The organism is Arthrobacter sp. sptzw42, from assembly GCF_059089685.1.
Window position 1 is genome coordinate 95711 of sequence record NZ_JBNHEX010000001.1, and the last position, 16268, is coordinate 111978.

The 16268-nt window shown below is 62.6% G+C and carries 15 protein-coding genes and 2 pseudogenes; 8 read left to right on the plus strand and 9 right to left on the minus strand.

Features of this window, described 5'->3' with window-relative positions; translation table 11 throughout:
* Window positions 1-390: 390 nt before the first annotated feature.
* Entirely contained in the window at window positions 391-1326 is a 936-nt protein-coding gene (locus AC5RT4_RS00430; RefSeq protein ID WP_494104527.1) for a hypothetical protein, read from the plus strand.
* A complete protein-coding gene (locus AC5RT4_RS00435) occupies window positions 1313-2896 on the plus strand; it encodes a DUF262 domain-containing protein (protein ID WP_494104528.1) in 1584 nt (527 codons plus the stop codon). The genes AC5RT4_RS00430 and AC5RT4_RS00435 overlap by 14 nt, the downstream gene beginning before the upstream one ends.
* 535 nt (window positions 2897-3431) lie before the next feature.
* Here AC5RT4_RS00435 and AC5RT4_RS00440 read toward each other — a convergent pair.
* From AC5RT4_RS00440 to AC5RT4_RS00450, 3 genes are all read right to left on the minus strand, one after another.
* Window positions 3432-4430 (minus strand): DUF4062 domain-containing protein, encoded by a 999-nt coding sequence (locus AC5RT4_RS00440; RefSeq protein ID WP_494104529.1) that lies wholly within the window; start codon window positions 4428-4430, stop codon window positions 3432-3434.
* 574 nt (window positions 4431-5004) lie between these two features.
* Window positions 5005-5655, minus strand: coding sequence for a DeoR/GlpR family DNA-binding transcription regulator (locus AC5RT4_RS00445; protein ID WP_494104530.1), 651 nt, complete (start codon window positions 5653-5655; stop codon window positions 5005-5007).
* Between the two features lie 70 nt (window positions 5656-5725).
* Complete coding sequence (locus AC5RT4_RS00450; protein ID WP_494104724.1) at window positions 5726-6151, minus strand: 4-hydroxythreonine-4-phosphate dehydrogenase PdxA; 426 nt, start codon at window positions 6149-6151, stop codon at window positions 5726-5728.
* Window positions 6152-6291: 140 nt separating this feature from the next.
* Here AC5RT4_RS00450 and AC5RT4_RS00455 point away from each other — a divergent pair, with 140 nt between their 5' ends.
* Window positions 6292-6795 (plus strand): hypothetical protein, encoded by a 504-nt coding sequence (locus AC5RT4_RS00455; protein WP_494104531.1) that lies wholly within the window; start codon window positions 6292-6294, stop codon window positions 6793-6795.
* Window positions 6796-6979: 184 nt separating this feature from the next.
* On the opposite strand, the gene AC5RT4_RS00460 is transcribed toward AC5RT4_RS00455, so the two are convergent.
* Entirely contained in the window at window positions 6980-7474 is a 495-nt protein-coding gene (locus AC5RT4_RS00460) for a GNAT family N-acetyltransferase (RefSeq protein WP_494104532.1), read from the minus strand.
* Window positions 7471-8336: pseudogene (locus AC5RT4_RS00465) on the minus strand (ribokinase). The gene AC5RT4_RS00460 and the pseudogene AC5RT4_RS00465 overlap by 4 nt, the downstream one beginning before the upstream one ends.
* Before the next feature lie 105 nt (window positions 8337-8441).
* On the opposite strand from AC5RT4_RS00465, the gene AC5RT4_RS00470 reads away from it, so the two are divergent.
* The 3 genes and pseudogenes from AC5RT4_RS00470 (at window position 8442) to AC5RT4_RS00480 (ending at window position 11401) form a co-directional block, all read left to right on the plus strand.
* A complete protein-coding gene (locus AC5RT4_RS00470) occupies window positions 8442-9869 on the plus strand; it encodes an MFS transporter (RefSeq protein WP_494104725.1) in 1428 nt (475 codons plus the stop codon).
* 25 nt (window positions 9870-9894) lie between these two features.
* A pseudogene (locus AC5RT4_RS00475) lies at window positions 9895-10879 on the plus strand (nucleoside hydrolase).
* A gap of 348 nt (window positions 10880-11227) precedes the next feature.
* Window positions 11228-11401, plus strand: coding sequence for a hypothetical protein (locus AC5RT4_RS00480; RefSeq protein WP_494104533.1), 174 nt, complete (start codon window positions 11228-11230; stop codon window positions 11399-11401).
* Between the two features lie 143 nt (window positions 11402-11544).
* Here the strand turns inward: AC5RT4_RS00480 and AC5RT4_RS00485 are convergent, their stop codons facing one another.
* From AC5RT4_RS00485 to AC5RT4_RS00500, 4 genes are all read right to left on the minus strand, one after another.
* On the minus strand, window positions 11545-12327 hold the full coding sequence (locus AC5RT4_RS00485; RefSeq protein ID WP_494104534.1) for a GntR family transcriptional regulator: 783 nt from the start codon (window positions 12325-12327) through the stop codon (window positions 11545-11547).
* A gap of 124 nt (window positions 12328-12451) precedes the next feature.
* Window positions 12452-13219, minus strand: a complete 768-nt coding sequence (locus AC5RT4_RS00490) for a VldE C-terminal domain-containing protein (RefSeq protein ID WP_494104535.1) — start codon at window positions 13217-13219, stop codon at window positions 12452-12454.
* A gap of 60 nt (window positions 13220-13279) precedes the next feature.
* Entirely contained in the window at window positions 13280-14005 is a 726-nt protein-coding gene (locus tag AC5RT4_RS00495; protein WP_494104536.1) for a hemerythrin domain-containing protein, read from the minus strand.
* A gap of 244 nt (window positions 14006-14249) precedes the next feature.
* Window positions 14250-14813 carry an HNH endonuclease gene (locus AC5RT4_RS00500; protein ID WP_494104537.1) on the minus strand — a complete coding sequence of 188 codons (564 nt, stop codon included), beginning with the start codon at window positions 14811-14813 and terminating at the stop codon, window positions 14250-14252.
* Window positions 14814-15074: 261 nt separating this feature from the next.
* On the opposite strand from AC5RT4_RS00500, the gene AC5RT4_RS00505 reads away from it, so the two are divergent.
* Both AC5RT4_RS00505 and AC5RT4_RS00510 read left to right on the plus strand, forming a co-directional pair.
* Window positions 15075-15449: a VOC family protein gene (locus AC5RT4_RS00505; RefSeq protein WP_494104538.1), complete on the plus strand. Its 375-nt coding sequence runs from the start codon at window positions 15075-15077 to the stop codon at window positions 15447-15449.
* A 41-nt stretch (window positions 15450-15490) separates the two neighbouring features.
* Window positions 15491-16165 carry an aspartate/glutamate racemase family protein gene (locus AC5RT4_RS00510; RefSeq protein WP_494104539.1) on the plus strand — a complete coding sequence of 225 codons (675 nt, stop codon included), beginning with the start codon at window positions 15491-15493 and terminating at the stop codon, window positions 16163-16165.
* Window positions 16166-16268: the final 103 nt, after the last annotated feature.

Sequence of the window (16268 nt, forward strand, 5' to 3'; positions counted from 1 at the left end):
CAGCGAAGCAGTTTTGAAGCTGGGTACGAGTTTCTTGATGACGTGCTCGGCGTCGGCTTTTTTGGCAGCTTCCCAGTCGGCTCCGTAGGCTTCGTTCTTCGGTCTCGTCCATGGGAATCCTTGTGCCCTGTCTGCCGCTGACCGTCTTAGTGGAAGGCTCAGCTCTCCGCTGTGTTCCAGAGCGATCATCTAGTGCGATCCCAAGGCTGAAGACTCAGCGGCGGCGAAAGCACACAGCGGGGTCTACGGCCATTTTTCGGTAGGGTGTCAATGTAAGTACCGCTTTTAACGGACTTGATAGGAGGCTTGAAGCAATGTCTGTGCGCTTCACGTCAAGTACAGATTACGCGCTCTCGCAAGAGCGATATCGGGCAGGCAGGGTCGTTCTGCGTGCCTTCTGATTCTGAAGATGAGTCCGGGGGAGAACTTGGAATTGCTGCGGAGGCAGCAGAGCGAGGCGACGGCACTGTAGAGCACACCTCCGAAATTGATATGCTCCAGCTCCTAAGTGCCAAAACTGGTATAGATGTCGCACTCTCCAAAAATGATTACAATCCGTTTATCGCGCATGCCCGTCTTGTGGTGCAAAGTACGCAGTTCTTTGACCGATTGTCCGATCTTCATCGAGAACTAAGCGAAGAGTTTTTAGTTGGCAAAATTCGAGCAGTTGACGCATGGGCAAATGGTGAAACGGCGTTCAAGATTTTAGAGAAGCCCTGGGAATCAGTCGTGGACAAGCTGTATCGGGTGAACATCGAGGACAATGACAGGGGAACCTCGCCCCCCCGGGTATTCACCATCGAGGAGCGAGCTAGCAAGGCTTTTGAACCTGGCAGCGAATGCTGGGTTACGCCAGAGACAGTGCATAATTTTGCCGATGACCTGTTGCGGACGAAGTTCGTGGTGCCATTTGTGGACGGGGTGATGAATGTAAGCAGACGCGTCATTGCCGCTGCCGATAGCAGTGAGTTGCGCTGGTACCAGCGCTATCATGCGAAAGACTCTGGCTACCACGCTCATCATGTTTACGTGCTGCTGCCGATAACGGATCTGGCTGCACAGAGCACTCATATCGCTCTGGAGATCAAAGTATTGACGAAACTCCAGGAAAACTTGGGAGAGCTAACTCACCTATTATACGAACTGAAGCGTACGGGTAAGGTTCCATCCGAAAAGAAGCGAAAGCTGGCGTGGATGCTGGACTCACCGGATTTCCAGGCGTCCTACGTGGGGCACAGTGCTCATTACATTGAGGCAGCAATGGTAGGTCTCAAAGCGGAACTCGAAAAGTTGGAAAGGGAAGAGATCCAAAATGGGGAACCCTGAGCCGCGGGCACAGTACTTGAACGTTGTATTGCGACTGATTGATCGGACATCACTCCGCATTCCCCGATTCCAACGTCAATTTGTTTGGGGTGAAAGCAATGTGCTGGAGCTGCTGGAGAGCATCAAAAAGGGTTACCCGATTGGTAGCATTCTCACTTGGCGCGTAGAAGCTTCGGACGACTACTTCTCTGGTTTCCGAGTCGAAACCTTCCCTCAAGCCGATGTCTCGCTCAGCAACTACGAGGTCATCCTTGACGGGGCGCAGCGGTTGTCTACGTTGTACGGCTGCCTCCGCAACCCTACGTCAAACTCCGCCTACGAGGTGTACTACGACGTCCGCAACGAGGAATTTTTGCATCGATCCGCGATACGTAAGACTCAGGCCTGGCACGTCCCAATGCACGCGCTATTTAATAGTGGGAGTTTCCTCACGACGCAACGTGACATCGCGGCGCTGAACGATAGCGAAGACCTCCTTCGACGGGCGCTCGACCTCTACTCCACTTTCCAGGAATACCAGATTCCTATTATCGCTCTGTCCAACGTTGTCCTAGAAGATGTAGTTGAAGTCTTTCGTCGAGTGAATAGTAGCGGTACATCCCTATCGTCCGTTGACTTTGTTCGAGCACTGACTTGGCGGTCAAGCTTCGACCTTGAGGAAACGTTTAAGTCGCTGACGGATAGGTATAGTGACACGGTGCTCGAAGGGCTTAGCGACGAGTTTCTAATGCGCTGTCTTGCCATAACGTCTAAACTCCCGCTAGACACACGGAACGTCATTCGGTTGAAGAAGTTGTCTGATCGTAAAAATGGGTTGGCCGACGAGGTCAAGGCAATGGAACGCGCTCTGGACCGGATGGCAAAGATTCTCACTAGAATTGACATAGCGGAGATTTCGGAAGTGCCGTACGAGATGCAGCGGCTGCTGCTCTTCGCAATGATGCATTTCGAAGAGCAGGTCAGCGAGACCGAGTTATTGAGCTGGATCTTGCGGTCCACATTTGCCGAGGAGTATCAGAGCAAGCCAGAATCCTATGTCACGCGCCTGATCGCGGAAGTGCAAGAGGGAAAAGTTGTAGCTGCGATAGATGTGCTCAAGCAGGTAGATCCTGACCTTTTCGCGCAGCGTCTTCGCCGTAAGGGTTCTGCGGTTACTATCGGTTTTGACCTGCTTCTCAGAAAGAATGGTGCTCGGTCGTTACTTTCTGGTGACCCGCTATCCCCGATGGAGAAAACGTACGCATTGCTCTACCCGCGTACGGAACTCAGCAGTAGTACCGGCGGCCAGACTGTGAACGTCGGGGTTCTCGCCAACACTGTGTTGTTGAATGCCACTGATGCTGCGACATGGCATGACCTCCGCGCAGAAACGTCGTTGCTGGAATTGTTCGCGATGTGTGATGGACAAACGGGAGACGCAGCCGCAATATGGGCTTCACAGGGCTTAGCTCGGCCGTCTTCATATTCTGACCCCACTGGAGTCCTCAGGTTACGGTCGCGTTCCCTCTTGAAGGGTGTCGTTGCAGACGGCGAGGCGACCGGTACGCCCGAGGTGGCCGGCGCGGACTAAGGCTGTTGGTATGCTAGGCGGGTTATGAACGAGGTTTTTCGGCGGGAATGCGTGTACAACAACGGAGATCCGTTCCCCAGGGTGAGCGCAAGGCTAGCTCCCGGACGAAAGCTCGCACCCTAGAGAGCTAGCATTACGTCAATGCCAGTAATGGCAGCATTCAAATGCTGATTCTGATCCTCATTGATGTATACCCGCTAGCGCGGATCGTTCCTTCGAGCTACTTGACTGTCACCTGCCCCATTCGTGCGTATGAGGCAGACACTAGGATTAGGCAGCAGCTGGCGGCAGGTGCTATCCACCAGTCACCTGGCCGCGGCGGTCCATCAACGGTGAAATTAATTACTGCGTAGATTAGGCCAACGACGTAGCCCACAAATAGTGAGATGAACACACCGCTACCCTTGTACTGCCGCCAGAAGGCCGTTTCCGATGCGGTAGATTCCGCATCGGAAACGTACCCAGGGGGAGGAGGGTGCATGGTACATGCAATCGGGGTTTCAGCCGTCTGTTAGCGCGTCAGAGGCCGGCCTCATCAGTTGGAGAATTTATCATCTGTTGGATACAGCAGGGCCTTGGAATGATGGATCCGATAGAGAACGCCAAGTGATCCCAAAAAGTCAAACCTGGCTGATTCCAGCTCTTGGAAGATCTTTCGATAAGCCTCTCCGTGGTCGCCGTTGTCCCGTAATTCTGTTGGAACCTGCAAGTACTTATAGTCGGTGCTTTCTTCGTATGACATATAGAAGTTGATTTTCTCCACGTACGATTCGGCCGCACCTTTGCAGTCGCTCCATGCCTGGGCAATCTCTTCATCATGGAAGTCTCGGGTGTCTCCATCCCAGCGATCCACTTGCTCTTCCAGTTGCCGAACGAAGGTGCTCGACAGGCGCTTGTGAAAGGCGTTGCGTAAGCCTATGTGGAAGGTGCCGTGCATCTCCCAGCCCTTCATCCTGTCCTCTAGCAGAAGAAGATCCTTCTGTGTGTCGTGGGAGGGCTCTCCGAGTCGCTCCTTGACCGGATCTTCCAAGTTGAGCTCAACCAAGTCATGTTCAATGGCTTTCCAAACCTCACCGTTGAGTTGGCTAGGGGTGCTGAACTCTCCTAGTAGGCTCTTCTCCTGCATAACTTTCTTGAATTCTCGCAGGGCGGTTAGCTGTTCAACGTCGACATCGCTTGGAAGCGCGGCACTAGAGAAATAGACATGAACGGGCTTGCCCAGATGAACCGCGCGTTCGATCTCTTCGGCTGTACCAGATACAGCTTCACTCGTGGGGCTGCCTAAGCGGCTGCCGAATAGGGCGAAGACGATATCGGACCGGTCGACTCCCTGAGTGTTTATGAGGGATTGGGCTCGGCCGCCGGTAATCGGAACGGCGGACGTCTCCCAACGCCACGGCTGGAGTATCACCGACTTGGTGCGGGAGTTTGCCTCATTCCAAGCATAGATGGCGGCTTGAACGGCGTCTCGCGCCTCTCGTAAGTCGGATGGCGAAGCGATCATAACGCTTAGGACGTGCGCGACGAAGCTCATCGGGCAATACTACGCAATGACCTCGGATGGAGCCGGATCTCTGGGTTCGGAGCTCCGGCCGTGCAGCGGAGCGGCAGGCATGGCGTCTGGGCCTTTGGCCGGCGCTCCTGCCCCTCACGGTTGAATTAACATCCGCCAAGCTGACCGGCGCAGCGGATCCGTACATCCGAGCGGGCCAAGGCGATGGGCAGTTGGCTCCTGATCACGGGCATGGTGGCGTGCCAGGGAATGTTTGCCAATTCTTTGCCAAAGCGTACAACGCGGGCAAAGTGAAAGGCCCCGCTTCCCTTTGTTTACAAGGGAAGCGGGGCCTTCTCAGTTGGCGGTGACGGTGGGATTTGAACCTATGTTGGCCGCAGGTTTGCACTTTCGGCGAGTTTGGCGCATCACCGCCGCAATGGCCGAACCTTCTCTAGTGCCTTTATCCGTCCGGTGGACATAGCTACTGGGTGGTCGCACCGGCTGTGCCCTGGCGAGGTCATTCCTACAAAAGAACGATGACGGATCCCTGCCTCGCGTGGCGGTCATTTCGGGGCCCTCCTTTCACCAGTTGGCTGGTCTACCTAGTGCGTGATTATGAAAAGTAATGCGGTCGGCCTGGGCTGCTTGGCTCGTGGGGCTGCTTCGAGATCGTTATGGTGTTGGGTTGGCGGGCTCCCACTGACTGGTTTTCGGCGAGCCTTACGTCCTCGGCGGTGACGGCGTCGGCGCCCAAGAACACGCGGTCAAAGCTCATCCGCTCCAGCGCCGCTTCAGCCAGCGGCCCGACAAAGCTCTGCGAAAGGCTCCGCAGCCGGCCGCCGAGGCAGTCCACCTCGATGCCCTCCGAATCGGCGAGTTCCTGCATGGTGTTGATGCCCGGGGTGGTCACGGACAGCTTTTCGAACCCGCGCAGTTCGTGGGCCAGGGCACCTGCGGTGGAGCCGGCGTCGAGCAGGATGTTCTCCCCGGGCACGATGACGGACGCAACCCAGCGGGCGATCGCATGCTTCTGCTCGAACGCCTCGCCGGTGCGCTGCCGCAGCGAAGCCACCGGGTGCGCACCCAGCGCCATCGCCCCGCCGTAGGTGCGGGCCAGCCGGCCCTGCCCGTTCAGCAGCGCCAGGTCACGGCGGATGGTGGACGCGGTCACCTCGAACCGGGCGGAAAGTTCCTCCACGGAGGCCAGACCGGTGGTGACGGCGAGGTGGTAGATCTCCTCGCGCCGCGCGTTTGCGCTGAGCATTCCCGGTCTCCTTCCCGTGGCAGTGGTAACCATGCTAGTTCCGGCCCCCGCCCAGTCCCCGCAGCAACGCCTACACGGCGACTGCAGGCCGGGTGGCCATCTCCGCGGCCTGGTGCAGCGCCTCCACCATGGAGCGGGAATCGGCGATCGCCTTGCCGGCGATGTCGAAGGCGGTGCCGTGGTCCACGGACGTGCGGATCACCGGCAGGCCCACCGTGATGTTCACGCCGGCTTCGATGCCGAGCACCTTTACCGGGCCGTGGCCCTGGTCGTGGTACATGGCCACCACCAGGTCGTAATCGCCGCGGCCGGCCAGGAAGAACAGCGTGTCCGCCGGCAGGGGGTCCACGGCGTTGATCCCGGCCGCCTGCGCGGCCTTCACGCCCGGTTCGATCTTCTCGGCTTCCTCGCCCTGGCCGAACAGGCCGTTCTCGCCGGCGTGCGGGTTAATGGCGCATACCCCGATCTTCGGGTTCGGGATGCCCGCCCGAACCAGCGCATTGTGGCCGCGTTAGCACTTCAATTGGGACTTCCTTAGAGCCTTGTCCATCCAAAGTGGAAGACTATCTGCTTCAATTTTTAAGGAATTAGAATGGTGCAAGTTTTCAATATGTGACCCAGTAGGAAGGGGCGGCAGTGCTTATCAACGAGCAAACTCTCACGAGTGACGGATTTGAGGGTTTCGTACCGTTTGAAGAGCTCGACATAGCCATGGTGCCGAGTGGCCCGGGTATCTATGTCGTACTGAAACCCGAAGGCTTTGAACCGGTTTTTCTAGAGAAGAGCGCGGGTGGTCACTTCAAGAAGCAAGATCCAACCCTCACCAAAGACGAGTTGATTCGCGAGTGGGTTGAAGACGCCGATGTCCTCTATATCGGTAAAGCTGGACCAGGAAAAACTGGTAATCGTGGACTTAGAAAGCGTCTCAAGGAGTTGACTGACTTTGGCCATGGAAAGCCCGTGGGACATTGGGGTGGTCGGATTCTGTGGCAACTAGAAGCATCGCATTCTCTGCATGTTGGTTGGAAGGAACTGCCTGCAGACCAGGTAAATTCTGTAGAAGCTAGTTATCACGCTGAGTTTGTTGCACAATACGGGAGATTGCCCTTCGCTAACCTCGTGCAGTCGCGAGTATTGTAGTCGTGACTGGAAGTGGTAGTCATGTCCGATCGAAACGAATGTTTCTTACATAACCGATTATTCGGGGACAGGTAGGCGCATAGGAACGGGCCCTTGATCGGCCTGTTCCTTGATAAGGAATGGCCTAGCGTCGCCAAAGACATCGTCAGTCTCGGTCAGTTGGTGCACAGCGTCTGTGCAAGCTCTACAGCTCCAGCCGGAACACCCACAGCAGCACGTCTTCACCCGGCACGTACCAGTCCCGCTCCGGCGCGCGGAGGAAGCCCAGCGACTGATAGAGGGCGTGGGCGCGTTCCATAAACGTGGCGCTGGTGATGCTGATCGCCCCGATGCCGGGTAGTTGCCGGGCGTGCTCCACCACCTCCCGAACCACCGCACGGCCCAGGCCATTGCCCTGGCACGACGGGTCCACGGCCAGCATACGGAACTCCAGTTCCCCGTCCTTGGCGATCTCGCTGTACGGCTGGCCGACGAACGTCAGCGTCACCGCCGCCACCACCTTCCCGGCGGTCTCCGCCACCCACATCTCCGCATGCTCGGCGCGGTGCTCCACGTCCTCCAGCACGCTCATGTACGGATGGTCCGCGGAAAAGTGCCCGGCACGCAGGTAGGCCTCGCGCGTAATGCGCCGGACTTCCGAAAAATCCGATGGTACCGCCCGCCGGAAAACGACACTCATCGAACACTCTCAGCAACGTCGGCCCGCTCGACGTAGTAACCCAGCCGTGCCAAATCCGGCTGCGAGGAGGGATCGCCCACGGCATCCCCGCCCACCGCGTTGGCCACAGCCAGAGCCTGGGCGTAGTCCAGCCCCTGCCGCAGCGCCAGGACCAGGGCGGCGCAGAAAGCATCCCCGGCGCCCACAGTATTCGCCACCGCCACTGCAGCCGACGGAGCCTCCGCCACCTTCCGGCCATACTCGAACATCGCCGACCCATCCCCGCCGTAAGTCACCGCAACCAGCTTCACCTCCGCAAGGGCCGGGATGAGGGCGTACTCGCTCTCATTGACGATCACCAGGTCGCAGCGCTCCAGCAGCTCGGCCGGCAGGTCCATGGCCGGAGCGGCGTTCAGCACAAAGTGCCCCTTATGCCGCCGGGCCGCCTCCAGCACCACGGGCAGGCCAACCTCCAGCTGGCACAGCACCGTCTCCTCCGGGCCGAACTCCACCCCGTCGAGGGACAGGTGCGAGTTGGCGCCCGGGCACACCACGATCTGGTTCTCGCCGTCGCGGTCCACCACAATCAGCGCCGTCCCGGTGGCTCCCGGCAGCACGGCCACGTCCGCGGTGTCCACGCCGGCAACTGCCAGCGCATCCAGCATCCGCTGCCCGTGCGGGTCATGGCCCGCCGCGCCGACCATCCGGGCACTGCCGCCCAGCTGCGCGGCTGTCGCGGCCTGGTTGCGCCCTTGCCACCGGGCTGCTCGGACAGCACCGCGCCGCCAATGCTTTCGCCCGCGGTGGGCAGCCGGTGGGCGGTGGCGATCAGGTCCAGGTTGATGCTGCCGACAACGGTGACGGCAGGTAGTTGATTGCTCATGGGAAGTCTCAACGAGGGTGGGGCCGGAAGCGGCCGGATTGAGAAGTAGTGTAGACCATGCTTGTACTCGCGCGTCATACATTTTTGTATAATAACTGACACCCCATCCCGGCGGCCGCCGCGCCTTCCGCGGAAACCGCCTCCGCCGTCGTACTTCCCGACGAAACGAAATTCGCCGGCCGCCGCGCCGCCCTGCTGATCTCCACCCTGCTGCTCGGCGTGCTGTCCTTCCAGCTCAACGCCAGCATGGTCACCCCTGCACTGCCGCAGATCGCGGCCGAGTTCGGCCAGGGTGCCGACAGTGCCGCCCCCGTCCAGTCCATGATCTTCCTGGCCGGCACCATCGCCGGGCCCGTGATCGGCCGGTGGAGCGACTTCATCGGCCGCCGCGCCGCCCTGCTCCTGGTCCTCGGCATCATGGGCGCCGGCACCATCCTCTGCATCACCGCCCCCACCCTGCCGCTGCTGGTCACCGGCCGGTTCCTGCAGGGCGTCTCCAGCGCCATCTTCGCCCTGGCCTACATAGTGCTCAGCGAAAACCTGCACGCCAAGGTCTTCGGCACCTCCGTGGGCATCATCGCCGCCATCAACGGGGGAGTGGGCGGCGTGGACGGCTACGTGGGCGGGCTCATGGCCGAGACCCTCGCCTTCCGGTCCATCTTCGTCGTCGTGCTCGTCCTCACCGCCATCGCCGCCGCCTGCATCATCAAAATCGTCCCGGCCGGACGGCCGGAGGGCGTGCGCGGCGCCATGGACTGGTGGGGCGCCGGCTCCCTTTCGCTGTTCCTGGTGTTCACCACCTACTTCGTCTCCGGCGGCTCGGCCGCCGGCTGGACCGCACCCGGCACCCTGGCCCTGCTGGCCGGAACCATCGCGTCCTTCGCCGCCTTCTGGATCATTGAGAAACGCCGCAGCCACCCGCTGATCGCCGTCCACCACCTGCGCTCCCGCCGGGTGTGGCCGGTCATCGCCACCACCGTCCTCACCCTGGCCGGCATCTTCGCCATCATCAACTTCACCGTGGTGCTGCTCAGCCAGGACCCCGACGGCGGCTTTGGGCTCACCGCCTCCATCTCGGCGCTGCTGTTCCTCACCCCCGCCGCTTTGATCGGTGTGTTCGCCGCGCCTTTGGCCGGTTGGCTGGCAGACCGCCGCGGCTGGATCAAGACCCTCCGGTTCGGCACGGGACTCAGCCTGGCCTGCGCCATCGCCGCCGCCACCTTCTCGGACAACCGGGTGGCGGTGCTGATCGCCGTCGCGGCGCTGGGCATCTTCTACAACGGCTTCTTCCTCACCGCCATCAACGGGCTTTCGGTGCTCCTCTCACCCAAGGAAGCCCCCGCTGCCCTGCCCGGCATCAACGGTGCCTCCTTCGGCATCGGGGCGAGCCTCGGCGTCGTCCTCGTGGCGCCCTTCGCCGCCCAGGCTACGGCCGCCGGGTACGCCACCGCCCTCTGGATCTCGGTGGCCATCACGGCCGCCGCGTTCATCGTCAGCCTCTTCGTCGCCGCCCCTCAGGGCGAGACCGTCTAACCCCTTTCACTGTAGGAGAACCACCATGACCACGCCCTCCCCGTTCTACCTGGACTGCGACACCGGCATCGACGACGCCCTCGCCCTGGCCTACCTGCTGGCCTCTCCCTTTGCTGACGTGGTCGGGATCGGGTCCGTCAGCGGCAACGTCAGTGCCGCCGCCGGCGCCCGCAACACGCTGGACCTGCTGGCGCCTTGCCGGCTCCTCGCAGGTTCCCGTTGCCCTTGGTGCGCATGACCCTCTTGCCGGTTCCTTCGGCGGCGGGGCGCCGTGGGTGCACGGGGAGAACGGGATCGGCGGGGTAACGCTTACGACGGCGGCTGCTTCCGTTGTGGAGGAGTCCGCGGCTGAGATGCTGGTGCGGCTGGCACGTTTGTACCCTGGTTCGTTGCGCGTGCTTGCTATTGGCCCGCTCACCAACATTGCCGAGGCGCTCCGGTTGGAACCTTCCCTGCCGTCACTGGTGGAGTCGGTAACCGTGATGGGCGGGGCGGCCCTGGCGCCCGGGAACATTACCCCGGTTGCTGAGGCCAACATCTTCAACGACCCCGAGGCCGCCGCCCTGGTGCTGGCCGCCGACTGGGAGGTGACCCTGGTGCCGCTGGATGTGACCATGACGTGTGTCCTGGAGGAGCCGCACCGGCAGGCGCTGCTGGCGTCTTCGTCGCCGGTGGCGCAGGTGTTGGGGGAGATGCTGGGCTATTACTTCCGGTTCTACGAGGACATTTACGGCCGGCGCTGCTCGGCGATGCACGATCCTCTGGCGGCGGCGCTCGCTGTTGGTGCTGTGAAGGCCGCTGCCGCGCCCGTGGTGCGTGCCGCCGTCGATACCTCCGTCGGGCCGGGCCGGGGCCAGACCATCTGCGACCTCCGTGGGCTGTATGCGGGCTACCCTCCGGTGGCGGGGGCGCGGTGCCGCGTGGTGCTTTCACTCGAGGAGGACATCGTGCCGCACCTGGTGGAGACGCTGCTGACTATGCAGCCGGTGGGCGAGCTTGTTGGTGGTTGAGCCCGCCGAAACCGGCCCGGTTTACACCGTCTAGAAGCGTTGCCCTCGGCCTTGGGGCGGGGGTACGCTCTTCCTCCCGGCTGCGGACTTGGGAGGATCAGTCATGAAAATCCTCGCCTCTGTTTCGCTGGTGCAGCTGATTGTGCAACTCGTTGCCGCGCGGAAGGCGATCCGGGACAAAATCCCTTACGACATTCCCTTTGGGCGGGGAAAGCCTGAGAACGTCGCTCGTGACATGTGGGGCACCGGCAGCGGGCTGGCAGCGCCATGGCACACGCTGGCGGTCCATGCGGCAAGCATCGTTCTGCTTCTTGCCAGGCCGCGGCGTTGGGTACGAAAGGCGGTCGGGTGGCTGGCGCCCTCTACATCCTTGGCATCCTATGGGAGCGGATCACGCTGGAGTCCTTCCGGCACCCGAACAAGGAAACCACCCCGTTGATAGCCTCCGGCTTAGTCCTGTCTGTTGCCATGGCCATGCTGGGGTTGGGTGGACGCAAGAGGGACATCGGCACTACCAATTGACCTCTGGGCCAAGCGGTGTGGTTCTTCCGCAGCCGCGGAAGAACTGGGGAGAGGTTGAATCAACGGCCGAGATGACAACGGCCAAGAGTCCTATTGGGCAAAAGCCAGGGTCAATGCAAGGGACGCCGTCGATGTGTAGGACTCTAGGACTGCAGCGACTGCATCACCGAAAGGTGCCCAGCTCTGGCGGCGATCAGGCATTTGGCCAGGTAGAAAGGCTGGTTGCCGTAGCGAACGTACTGGGTGAGGACCAGCACGGGATCGGACGGGCGCAGGTCCAGCAGCTTGGCGCGGCTGGGCCCCACCTGGCTGAGGCTGATCTGGCACTCACCCGGCCCGGGCAGCCGGCCCAGCTGGTCGTTGAGCGCGGCAAGCAAGGTGGCACCGCCGTCGTCCTTTATGTCAAGGGGCACGGCGGCACTTTTGCCGAGGCTGACGGGCTGCGCGGAGATGTTTTCCTGCAGGTGGGCGATGGCCTCGCCGTCGCGAATCAGGACTGATTCCCAGAGCCAGCAGTCGGTGCCGGGCTCGACGCCGACGCCGGGGGCGGCGAATTCGGAAGCGGGCTGGCGCACCACCTGGATGCGCTTGACCTCGAGCTGCTGGCCGGGGCTGCCGAGCACTTCCTCGAATGGGCGGATGCGTTCGATGCCGATGCGGGGGAGCGTGTCCGAGACGAAGCGCCCGACGCCGCGCCGCGCCCTGATGAGGCCGTCCTCCTCGAGCAGCATGAGGGCTTCCCGGACCACGGTGCGGCTGACTTTCATGTCGGCGCCGAGTTCGGTTTCGGTGGGGATCATGGAGCCGGGCGTGAGGAGGCCGTTGCGGATGGCTTCGGCAATCCGGGAGTAAACCGCGACGCGGAGGGGTGCGCCGGGCTGGGCGGCCACCGGCTGGGACAGGAACCGGGTGGCGTCCTGGTGCACGTTATGCCTCGCTTGTTGGTGGTTGGTACGGGGATTTCCAGCCTAGTGCAACGTCTGATGCGTTTGTTGGACAAGCCGCCCGTTTACCCTGGCGGGCGCTGCAAACCGCCACGAGCGAGCTCCCTTAGGCGGTCCTTCCGCCCAGCACATCCACGTGGACGTGGTCGAGGTGACGGAGGATCTCGTTGCCGGGCTCAGGAGCGTCGTAGTCGCCCCATCGCCCACGCGAGCTGTGGGCGCCCCAGAACCGGTCGTCGAAGATGACGTACTGGATATCCAGGTCCTCGGCGTGAGCAACGAGCCAGTGCGCGAGGATCCACCCCTTTCGCCGGTTCTCCTCGGTGACGGGGCGGAAAAAGACGTCGATGGCCCGGCCATCGTAGTGCGTCGAGTCAGCCCCATGCCCCTGATCCACGCCTCCCGGGGCGAACCCGCCCAGGCTTTGCTCGCCGAATACCTCGGTCATGGCCCTGCGCAACTGCTCGGCGCGCGGTGTCAGGCCGGTGGCGCCCGCCTGCTGTTCCTGGAGATCACTGGCAGCGGACCCGCGGCAGGCCAGAACAGGGCCGGCGTCTCCGGGCGGGCCGTCGGCCAACCGCTGTAAGACCGCAGCGTCGATGCCGATGGTATCCGGGGCTGTCATCCCGCGGGAGAGGAGCGCCGCCGCTGTGGTGGCCCGTTTCGCTTGGTCACGATCAAGTCTCACCTCGCCCTCCGAGGTTTCGACCACGCACTCCGGGCGTAGCACCAGCGAGCCGTCTGCAGTGCGCAATCCATTAAGTAAGCCGGGGCCGAGGAATGCCAGCACGGACGCGAGCGCTCCGAGCAGGACAAGACCCAAGAACAGCCGGCGGGCGCGGTGCTGGCCCCGACGTCCTTGGTGGTGGGTCATCGTGACGCGCCCTTCGGTTGCTGCATGCTGGCTCGTCCATTATTTCAAACCACCGCCCAGCTAAAGGGTCTCGGGGACCGGGCGTCCCGGGAACAGCGTGGAGTACTGCTTCCGGTACATCCTGCGCCCGATCAGGCGGTAGGCGAGGCGGACCGGCGCGGGGATCTCCTTGAACAGTTCCTTCCGGTCCGCGGGCGGGTTCGTTGCCAGCACCATCCCGAGGTAGCCCACCAGGAACTTGTTGCTGACCTGGTTGCTCCCATGCTCCGCGGCTGCCTTCATTTCGCTCTCCGTCATCACCCTCTCCACCGCGGGCATCACCTCGGTGACCTCCCGGCGCAGGTGCACGTTGAGGACCGCCGAGAGGTCTTCGTAGAGCGCGGCGAGTTCCGCGCCCTGCTCCCCGTCCGCCGTCGTCATCCAGCGCAGCCGCAACGGCTCGATGACCTCGAGCCGCCGTGTGACCTGCCGGTGCTGCTCAACCATCTGTCCTATGTGCAGGGCGCATCCCGGTGCCCGCTCAGCCAGCTGCGGGTACATGAGCAGATCCTCGCTCTCATGGTGGATGTGGAGCAGCTTGTCGAAGTTCCCCAGCACTTCACCCACGTACGCGGCACGGGCGGTGTCGCCCGCAGCGGCGGAGCGCACCAGACCCGGCGCCTCGTCGTACGCCCACAGGAAAACGCGGTGGATGCGCCGCATGGACGCCGACGCTGTGCACAGGACAGGCCCCGGCGGCAGGGGAGCGGCGGTTTCGCCGGGCTGCATGGTGAAAAAGTCAGTCATCGGAAGGGCCCCTAACGCTCGTCATTCCAGACCAGGACCTCTCCCCGCCAGAATCGTACCGTTGTGCCGAAAGCCGCACAATGGCGCCGGAATTACGACGGCGGGGCTCGCCACCGGTGCTACGGCCGCCGACAATTTTGGGGTTCTTACCCCTATCCAGCGTGTGCGCGTGCGCGGAAGATAGCCCCTATGAAAAGACTCTTCCTTGCCGGTTTCACTGCGGCAATCCTTGGCTTTGGCACCGTCACTTTCGCGGTTCCCGGAAATGCCGCGCCTGAACCTTCGCCGGCTGCCGGCCAGGTCGTGGTCGCTGCTGCTGGCTGGGGGACGGGATATTGGCACGCTTGGCGCGGTTGCACCGGGCGCAGGCCGCGACGAAGTTCTGCAGGCTGGTGGAGCCGCCCTTGGACCACGGGTAGAAGTGGTCGCCGTGCTCGGCGGGGCGGGCGCAGCGCCGCCCGAACCCGGCCTCCAATTCGCACCGTCCGCCGGCCCTGGCCATCCCTTCGCGGCGCTGTTCGCGGGTAAAGCGCCGTACCGGGTCCCGCCGCCGGACGTCCTGCCTGGTGATGACGGCGACGACGATGAACATCACGACGAGGGCCAGGCCGGGGAGCGTGACCGAGGCGGCGACGCCCTCGACCAGGCCGCGCAATACCTCCGCGGGGGAGGATGGCCGTATGCCGGCGGCAGGTGCTGCCTTGGGCATGAATGCGGTCATCACCGAGATGGCGAGCCACACCATCACCGCCGCGTACGCCAGCCGAAGCCCCTGCCTCGTCCAATAAATACGGCGTAGTTCCTGCATCGATTCCCCCAATTTTCTGTGTGCCGGAAGCGCAACTCCGGATATCCAGGGGAAGCGTATCCGCCGGGAGCATGCTGCCGCCCCAGGTTTTGCTCAGGTTTTGCCGAGCTTTCCAATGCCCCAGCAAAAGGAAGACGACGGCGGAAGCAAGTCCCGCCGTCGTAGTTTCCAGCACCGCGTCCGGTGGCCCTTCCGGAAGGGGCCGCCGCCGTTGTTCTCCGCGGATTCCCCGCCGCCACTGCCCTTCGTACACTGGGTCCCATGGTTTCGCGCATCAGTGAACTGGTCCTGAACTGCACCCATCCGGAACTGCTCGCACAGTTTTGGTGCGGCGTCCTCGGCTACGTGGAGCTTGACCGGGAGGACGGTGCGATCGAGATCGGCCCGCCCGCCGGGTTCGGCGGCCTCCAGCCGACCATCATCCTGAGTCCGAGCAGCAACCCGCGGTCCGGACGGCTGCCCCTGCACATCGACATCAACCCGGTGGACCGGGACCAGGACGCCGAGCTGGAACGCCTGCTTGCCCTGGGAGCCCGCCCGGCGGACGTGGGGCAGACCGGCAACGAGCAGTGGCACGTCCTGGCCGATCCCGAGGGCAACGAATTCTGCCTCCTGCGCAAGCGGCTTGAGCCCTGACCATCGCAAAGCCTGCCGAGGCCCTAACAAAGTCGGGCTCCATGACCGAAACCCATCCTGCTGCTCCTGGTCCTGTGGGGTTCCTCCACACGTCGCAGGTGCATGTGGCGACGTTCGAGGCCCTGTCCCGCGAGCTTATGCCGTCCGCGCGTGCAGTGCACCGCGTGGACCCGGACGCCCTGGAACTAGCGAGGCAGGACAGAACAGGGGAGCGTGTTCATGCCATTGTGGCCGCCCATCTCACTGAACTCCGTGACGCCGGCTGCACGGTAGTCCTCTGCACCTGCTCCACGCTCGGGGAGATCGCCGAAGGTCTGTCGGGTGCTGGCCTGGCAGTGCTCAGGATCGACCGGCCGATGCTTCGCCGGGCAGTGGCTCTTGGCCCCCGGATCGGGGTCCTCGTGGCATTGAGCAGCACCGTGGAGCCGCCCACCAGCGTCCTCAGCCAGGAGGCCGCGGCCGCCGGAATTGAGGTGACACTGGAGATCAGCGTTGTGGACGGGGCATGGGAGGCGTTTATGGCAGGCGAGGCGGAGGCCTATCACTTAAGAATCGCCGGAGGTGCGCGTGCGCTCGCAGGCCGCTCCGACGTCGTCGTCCTGGCGCAGGCAAGCATGGAACCTGCTGCTGCCCTCCTTGAGGGCCTCGGGATTCCCGTCCTGACCAGTCCCCGCTCCGCCGTCGAGGCGCTCGCGGCGGCCATACCCCTTCGGTAGGCGCGAGGTGCTGCCAGGGTGATCCGTTCACCCCTGTGCCTGTAGTCCGAATCCCGGGCAAATTTGTGGTGCTGGGCAACCTTTCCTAGGCTGGCAGAGCATG